The sequence below is a fragment of the Dactylosporangium sp. CS-033363 genome (assembly GCF_050942475.1).
GTDB lineage: Bacteria > Actinomycetota > Actinomycetes > Mycobacteriales > Micromonosporaceae > Dactylosporangium.
The window spans coordinates 9,354,422-9,372,675 of the sequence record NZ_CP192032.1; the positions used below are offsets into that span (position 1 = coordinate 9,354,422).

Below are 18,254 nucleotides of genomic sequence, written 5' to 3' on the forward strand. Positions count from 1 at the left end.
TGTGGCCCTGACGCAGCCGGACTGCCTCGGCCGATCATGCAGCGGGCGCCCTCAAGCGCATGGGAACCGCATCGCCCTCCAGGGTCAGGCCTCGTCGAAGATGCGTTCCACGGCGGCTCGGGCTCGGCGGGCCACGCGGAGGTACTCGTCCAGGAACTCCTGCGGCTCCGTGCCCGGGTCGAGGGCGGAAGCAGCCGCGGCCAGGTCGGGGCCCTGGCGGGGCAGCTGGTCGGTCGCGCGGCCGCGGACCAGGGTCAGCAGGTTGCGGACTCGCGTCGCCTGGCGCCAGGCCGTTTCCAGTTCCGCGGCGTCCGGGGCGCTCACCAAGCCCGCCGACGTCGCCGCGTGCAGGGCCTGGAGCGTCCGGGGGGTGCGCAAGGACGGTACCGAATGGCCGTGTTGCAACTGGAGGAGCTGGACGGTCCACTCGACGTCGGCGAGTCCGCCCCGGCCCAGTTTGGTGTGGGTTGCCGGGTCGGCGCCGCGGGGCAGGCGTTCGCTGTCGACGCGGGCCTTCAGGCGGCGGATCTCCAGGATCTGCTCGCGGGTCAGGCCGCCCGCCGGGTAGCGGTTGGTGTCGGCCAGCTCGAGGAACCTCGCGCCCAACGTTGGCGAGCCGGCGACCAGGCGGGCGCGCAGCAGAGCCTGCGCCTCCCAGACCTTGGACCAGCGGGCGTAGTACTGCTTGAACGCGGCCAGGCTGCGCACCAGCGGGCCCTGGCGGCCCTCCGGGCGCAGGTCGGCGTCCACGCCCAGCGGCGGGTCGTGGGCGGGGCGGGCCAGCAGGCGGCGGAGGTCCTCGGCGATCGTGAGCGCGGCCTTCGCGGCCACGTCGTCGGGAGTGCCCGGGGCGGCCTCGTAGACGAACAGGACGTCCGCGTCCGAGGGGTAGCTGGTCTCGGCGCCGCCCAGGCGGCCCATGCCGATGATGGCGAACTCCAGCGGTGGGGCGCCCGCCGCGGTGACGCCCAGGGTGGCGCGGAGGGTGGCGTCGATGACCGCCGAGAGGGCGTCGCCCACCGCGGTCACGTCCAGCAGGCCCAGCAGGTCGGCGCAGGCGATGCGGAACAGCTCGCGGCGGCGCAGGGCGCGCACCGCGTTGATCGCCGCCTCCGGGTCGCTGTGGCGGGCCGCGGCGGCCGCGAAGCCCTCGGTCAGGACCTCGGCGCTTCTGGGTACCAGCTCGGCGTCCTCGGCCAGCAGGCGCAGCGCCTCCGGGTCGTGGACGAGCAGGTCCGTCACGTAGCGGGAAAGGGCGAGGAGCCGGGCCAGGCGCAGGGCCACCGGGCCCTCGTCGCGCAGGAGGCGGAGGTACCACGGGGTGTTGCCGACCTTCTCCGAGACCTGGCGGTAGGCGAGCAGGCCGCGGTCGGGCTCGGGGGCGTCGGCGAACTCGCTGAGCAGGGCGGGCAGGAGCTGGCGCTGGATGGCCGCGGTTCTCGAGACGCCGCCGGTCAGGGACTGGATGTGGCGCAGGGCGCCGGCCGGGTCGGCGAAGCCCAGCAGGTCCAGCCTTGCGCGGGCGGCGTCGGGCGTCAGGCGGAGCTGTTCCGTGGGGACGCGCGCGACCGCTTCCAGCAGCGGGCGGTAGAAGAGCTTGGCGTGCAGGCGGCGGACCTCGCCGGCGTGGCGTACCCATTCGGCTCGGAACGACTCGACGGCGTCGCGGGCGGCGTTGGGGCGGTAGCCGAGGGCGTGGGCGAGCCAGCGCAGGCCGTCCGGGTCGTCCGGGACGGTGTGCGTGCGGCGCAGGCGCTGCAGCTGCAGGCGGTGTTCGACCACGCGCAGGAAGCGGTACGCCCGCAGCAGCGCCTCGCCGTCCGCCAGCCCCACGTAGCCGCCCTCGATGAGCGCGCGCAGGCCCGCCAGGGTGGTCGGGGTGCGCAGGGACTCGTCGGCCCGGCCATGGACCAACTGCAGCAGTTGTACGGCGAACTCGATGTCCCGCAGGCCGCCCGGACCACGCTTGATCTCGCGGTCCACTTCGGCTCTCGGAATGACGTCGATGATCCGCCGGCGCATGGAGCGGACCTCGTCCACCGCCTCCGGGCGCTCGGCGGCCGACCAGATCAGCGGCTGGAGCTCGGTCAGCCACTGCTCGCCCAGGGCCAGGTCGCCGGCGGCCGGGCGGGCCTTCAGCAGGGCCTGGAACTCCCAGGTCTTGGCCCACTTCTTGTAGTACGCCAGGTGCGAGGCGACGGTCCGCACCAGCGCGCCGCGGCTGCCCTCGGGGCGCAGGGCGGCGTCGACCGGCCAGGCCACGAAGCCGCAGATCTCCATCAGCCGGGCGGCCAGGGAGCTGCCGGCGCGCATGGCCTTCTCGGTGTCCGTGGTGCCGACCGGCTCGGCCACGAAGACCACGTCGACGTCGCTGACGTAGTTGAGCTCGCGGCCGCCGCACTTGCCCATCGCGATGACGGCGAGGCGGCACTCGTCGGTGCCCCGCTCGGCGACGGCGATGGCGAGGGCGGCCTCCAGGGTGGCGTCGGCGAGCTCGGTCAGGCGGCGCATGGTGACCTCGACGTCGGCCGCCGCGGTCAGGTCGGCGGCGACGATGCGCAGGAGCTCACGGCGGTACCCGCTGCGCAACAGCGGCACCGTGGAGACGTCCCGGGTCGAGTATCCGGCCGGGCGGTGGTTCTGCTCGCCGACGAGCTCGCGCCACTCGTCGGGGTTGGCCACCAGCAGGTCGCCGAGGGTCGCGGAGACGCCGAGGACCCCGATGAGGCGCCGGCGCAGCGCCTTGTCGGTCAGGACCGCCTCGCGCACGTCCTCCCCGGCCGCCTCGACCAGGCGGTGCAGCTGGAAGAGGGCGAGGTCGGGGTCGGCCGCGAAGTACAGCGTGTCGAGCACCGCCGTCGCGTCCTCGTCGGCCGGGCGGCGGGCGGCCGGGTCCCACAGCCGCAGCCCGTCGGGGCCGGCCATCCGCTCGGTGCGCTCGTTGTCGGTGAACCCGTACCGGGCCAGGTGCGCGGGGCTGACCTTGATCGGGTCCATCAGCGCGGGCCGATCAGCGGCAGCGAGCGCAGCCCGTCGGCACCGGCCGGGGGCGTGCGGCCGAGCGCCACCGCCGCGAACCGCTCGGCGAAGGGCTTCCAGACCTCGGCGACGTCGTCCTGGGCGGCCTCGACCCGCTCCAGCATCTCCACCGCGTCGATGCCGAGCTCGCCGAGGGTCTGCACGCCCTCCATGGCCCACTGCGCGAACATCGGCACGTCGCACTCGATGTGGAACTGCAGGCCCCAGGCGGCCGGGCCGAGCCGGTACGCCTGGATCGGGTAGTGCAGCGAGGCGGCCAGCAGGGTGGCGTTCAGGGGGAGCTCGACGATCTCGTCGACGTGCCACTGGAAGACGTCCGGGGCGAACGGGACGGCGGCGAAGATCGGGTCCTGGTCGGCGATGTCGCGCCGGGCGACCAGCTTGACGCCGATCTCCGGGCCGGCCGCGCTGCGCTCGACGGTGCCGCCGTGCGCGTGGGCGAGCAGCTGGGCGCCGAGGCAGACGGCCAGGGTCGGCACCTTGTGCCGGACCGCCTTGCGCAGCAGGCCGTCGAGCTCGTCGAACCAGGGCGCGGCGCGCTCGCCGGCCTCGTCGGGGAAGGCGTCCTGCTCGCCGCCGAGGACCACCAGGGCGGCGTACCCGTCGAGGTTCGCAGGCAGCGCATCGCCGGCGTGCGGCCGGACGATCTCGAGTTGCAGCCCGCCGGAGGTCAGCCAGTCGCCGAGCCGGCCGGGGCCGTCGGAGGGGTCGTTCTCGACCACGAGGGCCAGGTTCCCGATCGTCACACACCGACAATATCCAGCCCCGCGACAGGGGGGAGGATGGGCGCATGAGCATCGTTACGCCGGGGTTCCACGGGGCGCGCCGCGGGCGCGGGCCGGAGCTGCCGCCGGGGCAGTACCTCGCCCACGACTTCCCCGTCCTGTCCGCCGGGCCGACGCCGCGGGTGCGCACCGAGCGGTGGGAGTTCGTGATCGCCACCGAGTCGGGCGAGGAGAAGAGCTGGAACTGGGCCGAGTTCACCGCCCTGCCGTACGAGGACGTCACGGTGGACATCCACTGTGTCACCAAGTGGTCGAAGCTCGGCACCGGCTGGCGGGGCGTGTCCGTCGACACCCTCCTCGCGGACGTGGAGACCACCGCCGACTACGTCATGGCACACTCCTACGACGGGTACACCACCAACCTCCCGCTCGAGGACCTCGTCGACGGGCAGGCGTGGGTGGCGTACCGCTACGGCGGCGCGGCGCTGACCCCGGAGCACGGCGGGCCGGCGCGGCTGCTGGTGCCGCACCTGTACCTCTGGAAGTCCGCGAAATGGCTGCACAAGCTGCGGCTGATGACGCAGGACGAGCCGGGCTTCTGGGAGGAGGCCGGCTACCACAACTACGGAGACCCATGGCGCGAGCAGCGGTACCAGGGCGACTGACCTGGCGGAAGGCCGTCCTCAAGGCGATCCGGCAGGAGACTCCCACGGCGCGGACGCTGGTCTTCGACGTGCCCGACTGGCCCGGGCACCTGCCCGGGCAGCACGTCGACGTGCGGCTGACCGCGGAGGACGGCTACCAGGCGCAGCGCAGCTACTCCATCGCGTCCGCGGACGGCCTGGAGATCACGGTCCAGCGGCTGGACGGCGGCGAGGTCTCGCCGTATTTGTCGGAAATCTACGACATTTCGTGGCCGGTGGAGGTTCGCGGGCCGATCGGCGGATGGTTCGTGTGGAGAAACACCGACCCCGCGCCGGTACAGCTGATCGCCGGCGGATCCGGCGTCGTCCCGCTGATGTCGATGATCCGGGCGCGCGCCTTCGCGAAAAGCAAGACGCCGTTCAAACTGCTCTATTCGGTCAGAACGCCCGAAGACACGATTTATGCCGACGAACTCCGGCAGCGGGCGAGGGACGACGCCGGGCTCGACGTGCAGTACATCTACACGCGGGTCCGCGGTAAGCGGATCGGGCTCGCCGACGTCAACACCCACACGTGGCCGAACGACTTCAGCCCGAGCGTGTACGTCTGCGGCCCGACCGGGTTCGTGGAGACGACCGCCGACCTGCTCATCGCGCTCGGCCACGACCCTCAGCGGATCAGGACCGAGCGCTACGGCTGAGCGGGTTACATCATGCCGAGGTACCGCTCCCGCTCGAACGGCGTGACGACGCGGCGGTACTCCTCCCACTCCGTGCGCTTGTTCTTGAGGAAGAAGTCGAAGACGTGCTCGCCGAGCACCTCGGCCACCAGCTCGGAGCCGGCCATGACGTCGATCGCCTCGGACAGGTTCTCCGGCAGCGCCTCGTAGCCGGCCGCGCGCCGCTCGCCGTCGGTGAGGGCCCACACGTCGTCCTCGGCGCCGGGCGGCAGCTCGTAGCCCTGCTCGATGCCCCGCAGGCCGGCGCCGAGCATGACGGCGTAGGCGAGGTACGGGTTGCAGGCGGCATCCAGCGAGCGCACCTCGACCCGGGCCGAGTTGGGCTTGCCGTAGGCCGGGACGCGGACCAGGGCCGAGCGGTTCTTGTGGCCCCAGCAGACGTACGCCGGCGACTCGGTGATCCGGTTCGGCAGGGTCTGCGGGAACAGCCGCTTGTAGGAGTTCACCCACTGGTTGGTGATCGCGGTGTACTCCCGGGCGTGCACGAGCAGGCCCGCGATGAACGCCTGGCCGACCTTCGAGAGCTTCATCGGGTCGCTGGCGTCGTGGAACGCGTTGCGCTCGCCCTCGAACAGCGACAGGTGCGTGTGCATGCCGCTGCCGGGCTGCTCGGTGAACGGCTTGGGCATGAAGGTCGCGTGCACCCCGTGGGAGAGCGCGACCTCCTTGATCACGTGCCGGAACGTCATGATGTTGTCGGCCGTGGTCAGCGCGTCGGCGTAGCGCAGGTCGATCTCCTGCTGCCCGGGCGCGACCTCGTGGTGGCTGAACTCGACCGAGATGCCGATCCGCTCCAGCGCGAGGACCGCCTGGCGGCGGAAGTCGCGGGCCACGGAGTGCGTGGTGTGGTCGAAGTAGCCGCCGCTGTCCACCGGCCGCGGCACCGAGCCGTGCTCACCGAGGTTCTCCAGCAGGAAGAACTCGATCTCGGGGTGGGTGTAGAAGGTGAAGCCCTTCTCGGCCGCCCGCGACAGGGCCCGGCGCAGCACGTGGCGCGGGTCGGCCCAGGACGGCGAGCCGTCGGGCAGCGTGATGTCGCAGAACATCCGGGCGCTCTCGCCCGACATGCCGCCCTCGAACGGGAACACCTGGAACGTCGTCGGGTCCGGGATGGCGACCATGTCCGACTCGTACACCCGGGCGAAGCCCTCGATCGCCGAGCCGTCGAACCCGATGCCCTCCTCGAAGGCGGACTCGAGCTCGGCCGGGGCGACCGAGACGCTCTTCAGTGTGCCCAGCACATCGGTGAACCACAGCCGGACGAAGCGGATGTCCCGCTCTTCGAGCGTGCGGAGCACGAACTCCTGCTGACGGTCCACGTGATGCCCCCACAAAGCTCCGGCCGATTCGGGCCAGTCTGTCCCGGCGGTATTACACACAAGTTACCGGACCGCCGTATGTGACCAGGCACGGGCGTGAACGACCGGTCCGCGCTGGGTATGGAGGGGGCCATGACGCCGTCACCGCCCGATCTCTGGTCCGATCTCGTGATCCGCGTGCGCGACCGGGCCGGCTCCGGCCCCGTGGCCCTCGAGCTCACCGGCGACGTCGGCTCGGCGGTCGCGGCGGTCCTCGCCTGCGACGCGCTCGGCCCGGCCAACGTGACCGGCCTGGTCCTCGGCGACGAGGTCACCCCCGAGGTCCGGGAGCTGGCCCTGCACACCGGCCTGGACTTCCGGCTGGAGCCGGTGCAGCCGATGCTCGACGCGTTCCTGGCCAACCTGACCCTCGACGCCCCCGCGGCCGCGAACGTCGTGCGCCGGGTCCGCCGGGTGGTGCTCCTGGCCCTGGCGGAACAGGAGGGGCGCCTGGTGCTCGATCCCATTGCCGAAGTGCCGTCGGGTGTACTGCCCGAGCTCGCCCGCTGGCGCAACGACCGCGCCCTGGCCTCGGGCGATCCGGCGCCGATCCCGGTGGCCGCGATGTGAAAAACCGCATCGTCGCGGTACCGATCGCCGCCGCCGGTGCGACCATCGGATGTGTAGCCCGGGGACCCCGAATGGGGCCTCGAGGAGTCTGAGGAGGACACCGATGTCCGAAGTCCCGTCCTTGTACGGCGGCGCCGTCAACCGCCGGGTGCGCACCAGGGACCTGATCGCCGCCAAGGAGCGCGGCGAGCGCTGGCCGATGCTCACCTCCTACGACCAGTACACCGCCGGCATCTTCGACGAGGCCGGCATCCCCGTCCTGCTGGTGGGCGACTCGGCCGCCAACAACGTCTACGGCTACGAGTCCACCGTCTCGGTCTCCGAGGACGAGCTCCTGCCGCTGGTACGCGCCGTGGTCCGCTCCACCAGGCGCGCGCTCGTCGTCGGCGACCTGCCGTTCGGCTCCTACGAGGAGGGCCCGGCCCAGGCGCTGCGCACGGCGGTCCGCTTCATGAAGGAGGGCGGCTGCCACGCGGTGAAGCTGGAGGGCGGCCGGCGCGTCGCCCCGCAGATCGCCGCCCTGGTCAGCGCCGGCATCCCGGTGATGGCCCACATCGGCTTCACCCCGCAGAGCGAGCACGCCCTGGGCGGCTTCCGGGTGCAGGGCCGCGGCGACACCGCCGAGGAGGTCGTCGAGGACGCCCACGCGGTCGCCGAGGCGGGTGCCTTCGCGGTGGTCCTGGAGATGGTCCCGGGCGAGGTGGCCAAGCGCATCACCCACGAACTGCGCATCCCGACGGTCGGCATCGGCGCCGGCGCGGACACCGACGCCCAGGTCCTGGTGTGGCAGGACATGGCGGGCCTGCGCACGGGCCGGACGCCGCGCTTCGTCAAGCGGTACGCGGATCTGGCGGGCGCCCTGACCGACGCCACGAAGGCCTTCGCCGACGAGGTCCGCACGGGCGTCTTCCCCGCGCAGGAGCACACGTTCGACTGATGGTTTTCTCGCGATAAGGGCGATAAGTCCCGACACTCCGTGATCAGGACTTATCGCCCTTATCGGACTTATCGCCTGACAGGCGATATCGCAGCATCCGCCGGTTTGTTCAGAATCTGAAGTGCGACACCATCTGGCGCAGATCCTGCGACATCCGCGCCAGCTCGGCGGCCGCGCCCTTCGCCGCCCCGACGCCCTGCGTGGTGGCGGCGGTCGCGTCGGCCACGCCGGCGATGTTGGCCGCGATCCGCTCCGCGCCCGTGGCCGCCTCGGCGACCGAGCGGCTCATCTCGGCGGTGGTGGCCGACTGCTCCTCGACGGCCGAGGCGATCGTCGCCTGGTACTGGTTGATCTCCTCCACCACCTCGCCCATCCGCCGGATCGCGTCCGCCGTGGCGCCCGTGTCGGCCTGGATCGCGGTCACCCGCCGGCGGATGTCCTCGGTCGCCTTGGCCGTCTCCTGGGCCAGGTCCTTGACCTCGTTGGCGACGACCGCGAAGCCCTTGCCGGACTCCCCCGCCCGGGCCGCCTCGATGGTCGCGTTCAGCGCGAGCAGGTTGGTCTGCTCGGCGATCGACGTGATGAGCTTCAGCACGTTGCCGATCTCGGTCGACGACACCGCGAGCCGCTCGACCTTCTCGTTGGCCGCGGTCGCCTCGCGGACCCCGCCGGAGGCCACCCCGGCCGCGTCGGCGGCGTTGCGCGCGATCTCGTGGATCGACACGCCCATCTCCTCGGCCCCGGCGGCGACCGTGTTCACGTGCCGCGAGACCTCGTGCGAGGAGGTCGAGGCGTCGCCCATCTGCACGTTGGTCGCGTCGGCGGCCCCGGCGATCTCCTCACTGACCCGCGACAGCTGGCGGGAGGCGTCGGCAAGGCTGTCCGAGCTGGTACTGACGGCGGAAATCGAACCGCGGATGCTCCCCATGGCCGCGTCCAGGCTCGCGGCCATCTGGCCGATCTCGTCCCGCCCGGTCACGTCGGCGCGCTGGGTCAGGTCGCCGTGGGCGAGCGCGTCGAGCACGGCGCGGACCCGGCGCACCGGGTGCACGATCGCCTTCGCCACCGGCACCGCGATCAGCAGGAACACGACCAGCCCGGCCAGCAGCGCGATCGACGTCGTCCAGCGGGCCTGGCGCTGCGTGGAGGCCATGTTGCCGCGCTCCTGCGCGATGCGCGCGTCGAGCTTGTCCTCCAGCGCGCCGACCTTGTCGTCGACGGCGTGGTTGCGGGTGGCGATGTCGCCCTCGCGCTGGCGCACGCTCGCCTGATCGGCCTGGGCGTCCTTGATGAACGTACTGATGAAGTCGTTGAACGCGAGCGCGTCGGTCTTGATGCCGTCCAGGTCGGACCGGACGTCGGCCGGCAGCTCGAGCGCGTCGAGCTCGTCGATGGTGTCGGTGACGGAGGCGAGGTCGCCGGGCAGGTCGTCCAGGATCGCCGCGATGTCCTGCTCGGCCAGGGCGCGGTAGGCGTCGACCTTGAGCTCGGACTCGCGGGTGTCGAGGTGGTGCAGCCGGGAGCTGGCGACGTCCAGCACGTGCACGGCCTCGGCCTGGTCACTGAGCCGGTGCTGCGCGATGAGGCCGGCCGTCCCCGTCGCCGCCGAGACGAGGATCCCGGCGGCGCAGAGGATGCCGATCTTCGAGGCGATGCCCACATTGGCGAAGACGGCCATGAAGACCCCAATCACGTGGTTTTCGGAGGTGTACCCGTGATATCGGCCACTGGCGACGTCGGCTGAACCTTCTTCGCTCCTAGGTCGCAACCTCGAGGCGCCGCAGTCCCCGGATCACGTAGCCTGGCTTGTACTCGGGTTCGCTCACGAGGTACAAACGCGGCGCCTTTTGCAGGATGGACTCGAAGGACGCGGTGAGCTCGATCCGCGCGAGGGGCGCGCCGAGGCAGTAGTGGATGCCGGCGCCGAACGAGATGTGCGGGTTGTCGCGCCGCGTCACGTCGAGCTCCTCGGGCTCGGCGAACGCCGCGGGGTCGTGGTTGGCCGACCCGAACAGCAGCGCGACCTCGCTCCCGCGCGAGATCCGCACCCCGCGCACCTCGATGTCCTCGAGCACCCACCGCTCGAACATCTGCAGCGGGGTGTCGAAGCGCATGAGCTCCTCGATGGCCGTACCGATGAGGCCCGGATCTTTTTTGATCTTGTCCAACTGCTCCGGGTGCTGCAGCAGCGCCCGCCACCCGTTGCCGGTCACGTTGACGGTCGCCTCGTGCCCGGCGTTGAGCAGCAGCACGCACGTGCCGATGAGCTCGTCCTCGCTGAGCCCCTCGACGGCGGCGAGCGCGCTGACCAGGTCGTCGCGCGGGTCGTCCCGCCGCGCCCGCGCCAGGGTGCGCAGGTACTCGCTGAATTCCTCCGACGCCCGCACCGCGCTCTGCGCCGTCTCCCGGGACGGATTGAGCTCGTACATCCCGCAGATCGCCGCCGACCAGGGGCGCAGCAGGTGCCGGTCGGCCTCGGGCACGCCGAGCAGCTCCGCGATGACGGTCACGGGCAGCGGCTCGGCGACCTCGGCGATCAGGTCGCCGCCGCCCTTGCTCACGAACGCGTCGACGAGCTCGTCGGCGAGCCGCTGCACGACGGGGCGCAGGGCCTCGACCCGCCGCGGGGTGAACGCCTGCGAGACCAGCCGGCGGAGCCTGGTGTGGTCGGGCGGTTCGCGGTCGAGCATGCCGTTGTTGTTCAGGGTCCAGAACGGCTCCTGGTACTGCGGCGGTGCTTCGCGGCCCATCTGCTCGTGGCTCGCGACGTGCAGGTAGCTGCGGCCGAGGCGCCGGTCGCGGAGCAGGGCGTTGACGTCCTCGTGGCGGCTGATGAGGTACTGCCGGCTCGGCTCGAACCAGTGGACCGGGGTTTCCGCGCGGAGCTGCGCGTACGCGGGGTAGGGGCGCGCCACGAACTCCTGCGACCAGGGATCGAACTGGGCGCTCACAGGTCGGTCACCCGGATTCCCGCGTGGGCCTTGTAGCGCTTGTTGATGGCGATGAGGTTGGCGGTGAGCGCCTCGACCTGGCCGGCGTTGCGGAGCCGTCCCGCGAACACGCCGCGCATGCCGGCGATCCGTTGGGCGAGCGCCTGCACCTGCAGCGCGGCGTCCCGGTCGTCGCCGAGCACCAGCACGTCGAGCTCGACCTCGTCCACCTCGGGATCCGCCAGCAGTACCGCGCTGACGTGATGGAACGCCGCGCATACCTTGGCCTCGGGCAGCAGGGCGGCGGCCTGCTCGGCGGCGCTGCCCTCCTCCACCCGCAGCGGGTACGGCCCCTGCTTGTCGAACCCCAGCGGATTCACGCAGTCGACCACGATCCGCCCGCCGGTCAGGTTCGGCGCGAGCTCGGCGACGGTGTTCGCGTGCCCTTCCCACGGCACCGCGATGATGACGACGTCGGCGCCGGCCGCGAACGGGTTGTCGCCGCCCTCGACGGTTCCGGTGACACCCGGCAGCTCACGCAGCTCCTGGGCGGCTTGCTGGCCGCGCTCGGTCGACCGGGACCCGACGAGCACGCGCTGGCCGGCGCGCGCGAACCGGTACGCGAGCCCGCGCCCCTGCGGTCCGGTCCCGCCGATGATGCCCACGGACAGCCCGGACACGTCGGGCAGCTCGATCTGGTCGTAGCTCATGCCTTCTGTTGTACCTCCCGGGGCTCGCCTTGTTGGCGTCCGCCCCGGTGGTCGGCACCGACCAAAAGCTCACACCCCCGGCCGGTCCCCTTCCATCGCCGCGCCGTCACCCTGCCTGGCGCGTCGTCCCTTCCCGGTCTCGCGTTCTCGTCCCGCCGCGTCCGGTGCTCGCTCTTCCCCCTCAGGCGCCTCGCCTCGCCTCGGGGTCCTCTCCCCCGGCGCGTCGTTGTGCCCGGTTCGGCCGCGCTCATCCCCCGGCGCGTCCTCCTGCCTCGCGTTCGGCCTCGGTTCTCCCACCGCGCGTCGCCGCGCCCCACGGGCCGGCCTCGCGTTCGGCCTCGGTTCCCCCGCCGCGCGTCGCCGCGCCCCACGGGCCGGCCTCGCGTTCGGCCCCGGTCCTCCCACCGTGCGTCGCCGCGCCCCACGGCCAGCCTCGGTCCTCCCACCGTGCGTCGCCGCGCCCCACGGCCAGCCTCGGTTCTCCCACCGTGCGTCGCCGCGCCCCACGGCCGGCCTCGCCTCCGATCTCACACCTCGTGGAAGGTCACCTTTCGCTTGGCCGGGTCCGCCTCCGTCAGCCGCACCGTGATCCGCTCCCCCAGCGGCAGCGCGTCCCCCTCGCACCGGGCCCGCACCGGCGGCTCGTCGATCGCGATGTCGCCCCGGTGCTTGGCCCGGTCCACGTCGAGCACCGCGGCCTCGAACGTCTCCCCGACCCGCCCCTGCAGCAGCGTCGCCTCCACCAGGTCCACCGCCCCCCGCTCGGCCGCCCCCGCGACCCGGTCGGTGCGCGTCATGACCTCCGGCAGCTTCGGCAGCGCCTCCCGCGCCCACGAGGGGACCGCTGCGCCGACGTGGAGGGCGAGGCACACCTCGGTGACGTAGCGGTCGGCCAGGCGCCGCAGCGGGGCCGTCACGTGTGCGTACGGTGCTGCCACCGCGGCATGCAGCGGCTGCTCCGGCGGCGCCCCGTCGAACGGCGTGTAGCCGGCCCCGCGCATCATTTCGGCGGCCTGATCGAGCAACGCCGCCGCCCTCGGCTGAGCCGGGTCCAACGCCGCGATGACCCGCCCCGGAGTCGCACCCTCCGGCCACGGTACGTCCAGTGCCTTCGCCGCCAACCGCAACGCCTCCACGGTCTCAGCCGGCGCCGGCGGCATGGTCCGCAGCAGCCCGACCCCACCGGCCAGCATGATCTTCGCCGCCGCCATCCCCGTCAGCAGCGAAATCTGCGCGTTGTACTCCTCGACCTCCACCGGCGCCCGCAGCGTCAGCCGCCACCCGTCCCCGTCCGGCTCGACCTCCTGCTCCGGCAGCGGCAGGTTCACGGCCCCGCGGTCCAGTCCACGGGCCACGAGCAGCCTGCCCACCTCGGGCAGCAGCGCGATCGAGGGGTGCAGCTGCCCCTTGTCAGCGTCCTGCTGCACCGCCTCGTAGTTGAGCTTGGCCCGGCTCCGCACCAGTGCCCGCGCCACGTCGGCTCCGGTCGCGTTGCCCTGCTCGTCGACGTCGATCGTCCACAGCACCGCGGGCCGCGTCTGATCCGGCAACAGACTGGCGGCACCCTCACTGAGCACGGCCGGGTGCAGCGGCACCTTCCCGTCGGGCAGGTACACGGTCTGCCCCCGCTCCCAGGTCTCCTTCTCCAGGGCCCCACCGGGCGCGACGAACGCCGCGACGTCGGCGATCGCGTAGTACACCCGGTAGCCGCCCTCCCGCCGCTGCAACAACAGCGCCTGGTCGAGGTCCTTGGAGGTGGGCGGGTCGATGGTCACGAACTCCAGCTCGGTGCGATCCGGCCGGTCCTCGAAGACCCGACCGGCGGCCCCTTCGGCCTCCTCCTGCGCGGCGGCGGAGAAGGCCTCGGGAAGCTCGAGCTCGTGTCGGAGCGAACTGAAGTCGATGCGGGGGGCAAAAACTCGGCGAGCGGTCACGGGTCCAGTCTTACCAGGCCGGGTCACCCCGGAAATCACGCTAATGGCCGGTCCCGTTCCCGTTCTCACGGCCGATGCGCGCGTCGGCCCACGGACCGAGAAGTCCGGTCGTTCTTTCGGCCGATGTGCCAACCCCCACCGCGGCGCAGTCTTGTCGACGAACCCAGCACGGCTCCGGGAGCCGCCAGCGGGGAGGGCGGCACCGGACCAGCCAGGCCGACCGCCAGGCGTGGTGGTTTCGGTGGGACCGCGGGAACGCGTTGTTGGTGGGCGCCGTCGGCAGGCGGCGGCGGTGGGCGTGGGCAGGGCGCGTGACCGGAGTCGTCGGCGGTGCGCACGGGTCGAGGCGTGGACGCGTGACCGGACCGTGGACGGCGCCCGCGGCTGAGGCGTGGGTGGACGCGTGACCGGACCGTGGACGGCGCCCGCGGTTGAGGCGTGGGTGCGCGCGTGACCGGGGCCTGGACGGTGCGCGCGGGTCGAGGCGCGGGACCGGACCGGACCGGACCGTGGACGGTGCCCGCGGTTGGGGCGTGGGTGGGTGGGCGCGTGACCGGGGCCCGGACGGTGCGCGCGGGTCGAGGCGTGGGCGCGGGACCGGACCGTGGACGGCGCCCGCGGTTGAGGCGTGGGTGGGCGCGTGGACGGTGCGCGCGGGTCGAGGCGCAGGCGGTGCACACGGTCTGCGTGGGCGATGCGTGCGGACGGGTCGCGGCCGGCGCACCGGCGGGTGCGTGCAGGCGTCGCCTGCAGCGGCCAGCACCAGTCACGCAGCGGTCGGCGGCGCGCGACTGCGGCGGTCAGCGGGAGTCACGCGGCGGCTGGCGGCACGTGTCGACGATGCCGAGTGGAACAGCGGCGGCCGATGGACGCGGGCGGCAGCAGGCGGACGCGGGCGGCAGCAGGCGGACGCGGGCGGCGGCCGGCGGGTGGAGCAGCAGCCGGCGGACGCGGGTGGCAGGCGGTGGCGGTGGCGCGTGGCGATGGCGGTGGCCCGGCGGACGCAGGCCGCAGCCGACGGCGCGTGGCGGCAGTGGCGGCGGCGGGGTGCGAGTGAATTAGCAGCAGCCAGCCGACGCGGATGGCGGCCGGTCGCGCGTGGCGGCAGTGGCGGTGGCGTGGCGGCAGCCGGCGGACGCGGGTGGCAGGCGGCGGCGCGTGGCGGTGGCGGTGGCGGTGGCCCGATGGACGCGGGCCGCAGCCGACGGCGCGTGGCGGCAGCGGAGCCGTAGCGGCGGACGACGGCCGGTGGCGCGTGGTAGCGGCGGCGGTGGCTAGTGGAGCAGCAGCAGCAGCAGCCGGCCAACGCGGGCGGCGGCCGGTGGCGCGTGGTGGCGGCGGCGCGAGTGCAGCAGCGGCAGCCGATGGAAACGGGTGGCAGGCGGTGGCGCGTGGAGGTGGCCGTGGCCCCCTGGAGGCGGGTGGCAGCCGACGACGGTGCGTGGTGGGCGGCGGTGGCTAGTGGAGCAGCAGGAGGCGGCGGTGCGTGGAGGTGGCTCGGTGGACGCGGATGGGCAGCCGGCGGTGCGTGGCGGTGGCCCGGTGGACGCGGATGGCAGTCGACGGTGTGTGGCGGCGGTGGTCAGCGGGACTCGTGGTGCGGCCGGCGGAGGGTTGCGGCCGGCGGAAGGGGATCGCGGCGGTGTGAGTGGCGGCGGCTGACGGTGGGCGTGTTTGGCGGGTGGTGAGCGGCGGTGGAAAGGGGAACGGCCGGTCCCCACCGTTGTGGTGGACCGGCCGTTCTTGGGTGCTGGTGTTACGGGCGGGCGAGTGTGGCCCAGTCCTCCGGAGTCATGCTTGCGGCTTCCTCCGGGTTGTTGCCGTTCTCGCGGCCGGGGATGGCCTCGGCGGCCGTACCCGTGGTCGGCTCCGTGGCGGCGTCGGACGTGGCTGCCGTAGTGTCGGCGGTCAGGCCGCCCTCGGTCACCGCGGCTGCTGACGTGATCGGCTCCGCCGGGGTTGCTGCCTCCGGCGCAACCGTCGTGTTCGGAGTCGCGGTCGACTTCTTGGCCGGGGCCTTGCGCGGCGTTGACTTGGCCGTCGTGGACTTGGTCGCGGTCGACTTGGCCGGGGTGGCCTTGGCCGTCGTGGACTTCGTCGCGGTCGACTTCGCCGGGGCGGACTTTGCGGCCGTCGTCGACTTGGCTGCCGCCGTCGACTTCGTGGCCGACTTGGCCGGGGTGGCCTTCGACGTTGTCTTGGCCGGGGCCGACTTCGCGGCCGTCGTCGACTTGGCTGCCGCCTTCGTCGCCGTGGACTTCGTCGCTGACTTCGCCGGGACGGCCTTCGTCGTTGACTTGGCCGCGGTGGACTTGGCTGCCGCCTTCGTTGCCGCCGACTTGGCCGGGGTCGCCTTCGACGTCGTCGACTTGGCCGCTGCCTTCGTCGCGGTCTTGGCCGGGGCGGCCTTTGCCGTCGTCTTCTTCGCCGCCGCGGACTTCGTCGCGGTCGACTTCGCCGGGGTCGCCTTGGCCGTCGTGGACTTGGCCGCTGCCTTCGTCGCGGTCTTGGCCGGGGTGGCCTTCGCCGTCGTCTTCTTGGCCGCCGCGGACTTCGTCGCGGTGGACTTGGCCGTCGTCTTCTTCGCCGCCGCGGACTTCGTCGCGGTCGACTTCGCCGGGGTCGCCTTCGCCGTCGTGGACTTGGCCGCTGCCTTCGTCGCGGTCTTGGCCGGGGCGGCCTTCGCCGTCGTCTTCTTGGCCGCCGTCGACTTTGCCGCCGTGGACTTCGCCGCCGTCGATTTCGCGGCCGACTTCGCCGGAGTGGCCTTCGACGCCGTGGTCTTCTTGGCGGCCGCCGTCTTCGTCGCGGTGGACTTGGCCGGGGTGGCCTTCGCCGTCGTCGTCTTCTTGGCCGGGGTCGACTTGGCTGCCGCCGACCTTGCGGTCGTCGACTTCGCGGCCGTCGACTTCGCCGCGGTCGCCTTCGACGCCGTGGACTTTGCCGCCGTCGACTTGGCTGCCGTCGACTTTGCCGCCGTCGACTTTGCCGCCGTGGACTTCGCGGCCGTGGACTTCGCCGCCGTCGACTTCGTGGCCGACTTCGCCGGAGTCGCCTTCGACGCCGTGGACTTCGCCGCCGTCGACTTCGTGGCCGACTTCGCCGGAGTGGCCTTCGACGCCGTGGTCTTCTTGGCGGCCGCCGTCTTCGTCGCGGTGGACTTGGCCGGGGTGGCCTTCGCCGTCGTCGTCTTCTTGGCCGGGGCTGCCTTCGCCGCCGCGGTCGTCTTCTTGGCTGCCGTCGTCTTGGCGGCCGCCGAGGTCGTCTTGGCCGCCGGGGTGGCGGTCTTTGACGCCGTGGACTTGCGGGCCGCCGGGGTCGCCGACTTGGACGCCGTTGCGCGGCGGGTCGTACCGGCCGCCGGGGTCGCCGTCTTCGACGCCGTCGACTTGCGGGCCGTCGTGCCCGCCGCCGGAGTCGCCGACTTGCGGGCCGTCGTGCCTGCGGCCGGGGTGGCCGTCTTGGACGCCGTCGCGCGGCGGGTCGTACCGGCCGCCGGGGTCGCCGTCTTCGACGCCGTCGACTTGCGGGCCGTCGAGCTCGCCGCCGGAGTCGCCGACTTGCGGGCCGCCGTGCCTGCGGCCGGGGTCGCCGTCTTGGACGCCGTCGCGCGGCGGGTCGTACCGGCCGCCGGGGTCGCCGTCTTCGACGCCGTCGACTTGCGCGCCGTCGAACCGGCCGCCGGGGTCGCCGTCTTTGACGTGGCCTTGCGGGCCGTGGTGCCCGCCGCGGGGGTTGCCGACTTTGCGGCGGTCTTGCGCGTGGTGGTGGACGCCGGGGTTTCCGGGGTCACGGTGGCGGTCGTGGTGCGGCGGGGGGAGCCGGCCGCGACCGTCTTGCGGGCCCTGGCGGGGGCCTGCTCGGTCGTCGCGGGGGCCGTGGCCGCCGCGGTCGTCGCGGCCGCGCGCGCTGCGGCCGATCTCGTGGTGGCCTTCTTAGCTGCGGCCATCGTGGTCCTCCTGGAGGAGTTCTCCCGCGTCCTGCGGGATGTTCGCGGTTGGGTTGTGCGGGTGGTCGGGTTTTCGGGGAGCCGGCTTCCCGGGGCGGTTCGCGGTCGCTCCGGGCTCCGGCGCTTTGCTAGTGCTTGCCTTCCCACCGTTCGTCTTCGGCGTCCCACGCCTCGTTGCGTTCCTGGACTTTAGCGATAGCTTGTTGGGCTTCCGCCGCCGAGTCGTACGGGCCGAGGCGATCCCTTCCCGGGCACATGTTGTCCTCGGACTCGACCCGTTGGTGAGAAAGGCACCAGTAGTACCGCTCAGCACCGCTGCTGCTCATGACATCACTGTGCACCGCAAATGAAACATGCGCCACCGAAACCGGCAAATAGCTTGTTGAGATTCCACAGTAGACGCAACCGGCCGACAAGGGTCTCGGTGACGCCCGGGGGGTCGAGGCGGCTCCGATTCGCTTTCCGATGATGTCCGAAAGGCGTTGTCACACAACAGTTTGGCGATCATGGCGGGGGTGGCAATTCCGGGATTGCGGTGGGAGTTGCACGGGCGGGCTGTGGCAACTCTCACCCGCGGGTGAGCCGAACGGAGGAAACACATTCGAGTCGTCCGGTCGAGGGGCCGCTCCTCGTTCGGAGACGAACGAGGACGCGAGGAAGGCGTGAACGAGGACGCGAGGAAGCCGCGAACGAGGACGCCAGGAAGCCGCGAACGAGG

Annotated in this window: 12 protein-coding genes; 5 read left to right on the forward strand and 7 right to left on the reverse strand. The window is 72.6% G+C overall.

The features are described 5' to 3' along the window. Positions 1 to 84: 84 nt before the first annotated feature. A complete protein-coding gene (locus ACQPZ4_RS43140; RefSeq protein ID WP_433049881.1) occupies positions 85 to 2,997 on the reverse strand; it encodes a bifunctional [glutamine synthetase] adenylyltransferase/[glutamine synthetase]-adenylyl-L-tyrosine phosphorylase in 2,913 nt (970 codons plus the stop codon). After that, positions 2,997 to 3,785: a type 1 glutamine amidotransferase gene (locus ACQPZ4_RS43145; protein ID WP_433049884.1), complete on the reverse strand. Its 789-nt coding sequence runs from the start codon at positions 3,783 to 3,785 to the stop codon at positions 2,997 to 2,999. Before ACQPZ4_RS43145 ends, ACQPZ4_RS43140 begins: the two co-directional genes overlap by 1 nt. A gap of 44 nt (positions 3,786 to 3,829) precedes the next feature. On the opposite strand from ACQPZ4_RS43145, the gene ACQPZ4_RS43150 reads away from it, so the two are divergent. Both ACQPZ4_RS43150 and ACQPZ4_RS43155 read left to right on the forward strand, forming a co-directional pair. Next, complete coding sequence (locus ACQPZ4_RS43150; protein WP_433049887.1) at positions 3,830 to 4,429, forward strand: sulfite oxidase-like oxidoreductase; 600 nt, start codon at positions 3,830 to 3,832, stop codon at positions 4,427 to 4,429. Then, positions 4,399 to 5,109: a ferredoxin reductase gene (locus ACQPZ4_RS43155; RefSeq protein WP_433049890.1), complete on the forward strand. Its 711-nt coding sequence runs from the start codon at positions 4,399 to 4,401 to the stop codon at positions 5,107 to 5,109. The genes ACQPZ4_RS43150 and ACQPZ4_RS43155 overlap by 31 nt, the downstream gene beginning before the upstream one ends. 5 nt (positions 5,110 to 5,114) lie before the next feature. On the opposite strand, the gene glnA is transcribed toward ACQPZ4_RS43155, so the two are convergent. After that, on the reverse strand, positions 5,115 to 6,467 hold the full coding sequence (gene glnA, locus ACQPZ4_RS43160; RefSeq protein ID WP_433049893.1) for a type I glutamate--ammonia ligase: 1,353 nt from the start codon (positions 6,465 to 6,467) through the stop codon (positions 5,115 to 5,117). Positions 6,468 to 6,599: 132 nt separating this feature from the next. Between glnA and ACQPZ4_RS43165 the strand changes: the two genes are divergently transcribed. Together ACQPZ4_RS43165 and panB are read left to right on the forward strand one after the other, a co-directional pair. Continuing rightward, on the forward strand, positions 6,600 to 7,076 hold the full coding sequence (locus ACQPZ4_RS43165) for a hypothetical protein (protein WP_433049896.1): 477 nt from the start codon (positions 6,600 to 6,602) through the stop codon (positions 7,074 to 7,076). Between the two features lie 103 nt (positions 7,077 to 7,179). Continuing rightward, entirely contained in the window at positions 7,180 to 8,013 is an 834-nt protein-coding gene (gene panB / locus ACQPZ4_RS43170) for a 3-methyl-2-oxobutanoate hydroxymethyltransferase (protein ID WP_433049899.1), read from the forward strand. Between the two features lie 109 nt (positions 8,014 to 8,122). Here panB and ACQPZ4_RS43175 read toward each other — a convergent pair whose 3' ends face one another. The 4 genes from ACQPZ4_RS43175 to ACQPZ4_RS43190 all read right to left on the reverse strand — a co-directional run bounded on the left by ACQPZ4_RS43175 (position 8,123) and on the right by ACQPZ4_RS43190 (position 13,587). Beyond that, positions 8,123 to 9,691 (reverse strand): methyl-accepting chemotaxis protein, encoded by a 1,569-nt coding sequence (locus ACQPZ4_RS43175; RefSeq protein WP_433049902.1) that lies wholly within the window; start codon positions 9,689 to 9,691, stop codon positions 8,123 to 8,125. 79 nt (positions 9,692 to 9,770) lie between these two features. Next, positions 9,771 to 10,964 carry a cytochrome P450 gene (locus tag ACQPZ4_RS43180; RefSeq protein ID WP_433049905.1) on the reverse strand — a complete coding sequence of 398 codons (1,194 nt, stop codon included), beginning with the start codon at positions 10,962 to 10,964 and terminating at the stop codon, positions 9,771 to 9,773. Then, complete coding sequence (gene npdG, locus ACQPZ4_RS43185) at positions 10,961 to 11,653, reverse strand: NADPH-dependent F420 reductase (RefSeq protein ID WP_433049908.1); 693 nt, start codon at positions 11,651 to 11,653, stop codon at positions 10,961 to 10,963. Before npdG ends, ACQPZ4_RS43180 begins: the two co-directional genes overlap by 4 nt. Before the next feature lie 527 nt (positions 11,654 to 12,180). Next, the gene (locus ACQPZ4_RS43190) at positions 12,181 to 13,587 is read right to left on the reverse strand and encodes an RNB domain-containing ribonuclease (protein ID WP_433049911.1); all 1,407 of its coding nucleotides are present in this window, start codon (positions 13,585 to 13,587) and stop codon (positions 12,181 to 12,183) included. Positions 13,588 to 15,458: 1,871 nt separating this feature from the next. Here ACQPZ4_RS43190 and ACQPZ4_RS43195 point away from each other — a divergent pair. After that, entirely contained in the window at positions 15,459 to 17,729 is a 2,271-nt protein-coding gene (locus ACQPZ4_RS43195) for a hypothetical protein (protein ID WP_433049914.1), read from the forward strand. The last annotated feature ends 525 nt before the right edge of the window (positions 17,730 to 18,254 follow it).

Excerpts from the sequence above, each read along its gene's own strand:
- ACQPZ4_RS43140 (WP_433049881.1), bottom strand. The coding sequence starts at position 2,997 with ATGGACCCGATCAAGGTCAGCCCCGCGCACCTGGCCCGGTACGGGTTC.
- ACQPZ4_RS43150 (WP_433049887.1), top strand. The coding sequence starts at position 3,830 with ATGAGCATCGTTACGCCGGGGTTCCACGGGGCGCGCCGCGGGCGCGGG.
- ACQPZ4_RS43155 (WP_433049890.1), top strand. The coding sequence starts at position 4,399 with ATGGCGCGAGCAGCGGTACCAGGGCGACTGACCTGGCGGAAGGCCGTC.
- ACQPZ4_RS43165 (WP_433049896.1), top strand. The coding sequence starts at position 6,600 with ATGACGCCGTCACCGCCCGATCTCTGGTCCGATCTCGTGATCCGCGTG.
- panB (WP_433049899.1), top strand. The coding sequence starts at position 7,180 with ATGTCCGAAGTCCCGTCCTTGTACGGCGGCGCCGTCAACCGCCGGGTG.
- ACQPZ4_RS43175 (WP_433049902.1), bottom strand. The coding sequence starts at position 9,691 with ATGGCCGTCTTCGCCAATGTGGGCATCGCCTCGAAGATCGGCATCCTC.
- npdG (WP_433049908.1), bottom strand. The coding sequence starts at position 11,653 with ATGAGCTACGACCAGATCGAGCTGCCCGACGTGTCCGGGCTGTCCGTG.